General features: G+C 65.3%; 3 protein-coding genes. 2 read left to right on the top strand and 1 reads right to left on the bottom strand.

Annotation, left to right across the window (positions count from 1 at the left end):
* A partial coding sequence (locus tag EOA23_RS34335; protein WP_189341825.1) for a class II aldolase/adducin family protein occupies nt 1-414 on the top strand: 414 nt, incomplete at its 5' end.
* A 78-nt stretch (nt 415-492) separates the two neighbouring features.
* On the opposite strand, the gene EOA23_RS34330 is transcribed toward EOA23_RS34335, so the two are convergent.
* Complete coding sequence (locus EOA23_RS34330; RefSeq protein ID WP_127307281.1) at nt 493-1125, bottom strand: HAD family phosphatase; 633 nt, start codon at nt 1123-1125, stop codon at nt 493-495.
* 207 nt (nt 1126-1332) lie between these two features.
* On the opposite strand from EOA23_RS34330, the gene EOA23_RS34325 reads away from it, so the two are divergent.
* Nucleotides 1333-1844, top strand: a 512-nt coding sequence (locus tag EOA23_RS34325; protein WP_189341824.1) for a sugar-binding domain-containing protein, incomplete at its 3' end; no start/stop codon positions are given.

Below are 1844 nucleotides of genomic sequence, written 5' to 3'. Positions count from 1 at the left end.
GTGCTTGCCTCGCTCGCCGACTCGACGCTGCCGCCGGTCGACCAGAACTCGGCCATGTTCTTCAACCGCCATGTCGTCGACGCCAATTATGGCGGACTGGCCTTCGAGGAGGAGGGCGAGCGCTGCTCGCAGCTTCTCACCGACCCCAAGGTCAAGGTGATGGTCATGGGCAATCATGGCGTGATGGTCATCGGCGACACCGTCGCCGACACCTTCAATCGCATGTTCTACTTCGAGCGCGCCGCCGAGACCTACATCAAGGCGCTGTGGACCGGCCGGCCGCTGCGCACGCTCTCCGACGAGATCGCCGAGAAGACCGCGCGCGAGATGGACGACTACCCCGGCCAGGCCGAGCGCCATCTGGCCGAGCTGAAAGCGATCCTCGACGAGGAAGAGCCGGTTTATCGGAATTGAGCGGCCTTTCCTTCTCCCCGTTTTACGGGGAGAAGGTGGTCCGAAGGACCGGATGAGGGGCAGCACCGACCTTCGGGGTTAAAGCCCCAACTGCGCCCGCAATTCCTCGGCGCTGTTGATCACAATCGCCCCGGCCGGACCCTCCATCGGCGCTTCCGGCCAGAAGAGCGTCTTCATGCCGGCCGCCAGTCCGGCCATGGCGCCCGTCAGGCTGTCGTCGACGGCGAAAGCATCCGCCGGGTCGACGCCGGCGAGATAAGCGGCGCGCAGGAAGGGTTCCGGCAGCGGCTTGCCGTCGATCACGTCGTTGCGGCTGACCGTCATCATGCCCGGATAGGTGAGGCCGACGGCGCGCAGATTGGCATCGACGATCAGCCGGTCGGAATTGGACACCACCGCCTGCTCGACGCCGAGCGCGCGCAATTCGTTGAAAACCTGGATCGCGCCGGGGCGCGGCTTCAGCGTTTCCGCCAGCGGCAGGTAGTGATCGTATTTGCGCACGATCCAGTCGTCGAAGGGCAGATCGAGGCCGAACTCGTCGCGCAGCATCTCGTAGACCGGCCATGCGGCGATGCCCAGCACCCGCTCGTGCAGGTCGTGCGGCGGGGCGATGCCGACGCTGCGCAGCGCCGCCACAAGCGCTGCCTCATGCAGGGGCTCGCTGTCGACCAGCGTCCCGTCCATATCCCAGAAAACGGCTTTCGGCGTCATGCGCGGCTCCTTCGCCGATCCCCTTAATCGGTTTCCCGCCGGAGATAAACCGTCCTGCCGGCAAATGGTTCGGGGCGTGACGGCGGATCTTCGGGAGACCTGTGGAGCATCCAAGCAATTGCTCTTTCGATAGACAATTGCGCGCCGGCGTATTCGCTGTAAGCTATGGCGCCCGTTTCGGCGTTCTTGCGGGCGGGGAGGCAGGACGTGAGTTTGCGACAGGAAACCGGCAGCACCAGGTTGGACGATGCCGCGCGCGCCGGCTGGCTTTATTATGTTGCCGGCAACACGCAGGATCAGATCGCCGCCAAGTTGGGCATTTCCAGGCAAACTGCGCAGCGGCTGGTATCGCTGGCCATGTCGGAGGGCCTGATCAAGGTGCGGGTCGATCACCCGATCGCCAACTGCCTCGACCTTGCCGCCCGGCTGAAGTCACGCTTCGCGCTCGACCTCGTCGAGGTGGTGCCGAGCGATCCGGCGTCGAACTCGACGACGATCGGCATCGCCGAGGCGGCCGCGGCCGAGATCGAGCGCCGGCTGCGCTCGGAAGCCCCCATCGTCATGGCGATCGGCACCGGGCGCACGCTAAAAGCGGCGATCGAGCAGCTGCCGCCGATGGATTGCCCGCAGCACAAGGTCGTGTCCTTGACCGGCAACATCTCGCCCGACGGCTCGGCCGCCTTCTACAACGTCATCTTCACCATGGCCGACCGCGTCAA

This window comes from Mesorhizobium sp. M2A.F.Ca.ET.042.01.1.1 (genome assembly GCF_003997405.1).
Lineage (GTDB): Bacteria > Pseudomonadota > Alphaproteobacteria > Rhizobiales > Rhizobiaceae > Mesorhizobium.
Note: the sequence above shows the minus strand (reverse complement) of the source record. Positions and strands in the feature narration are given on the sequence as shown.

Excerpts from the sequence above, each read along its gene's own strand:
- EOA23_RS34330 (WP_127307281.1), bottom strand. The coding sequence starts at position 1,125 with ATGACGCCGAAAGCCGTTTTCTGGGATATGGACGGGACGCTGGTCGAC.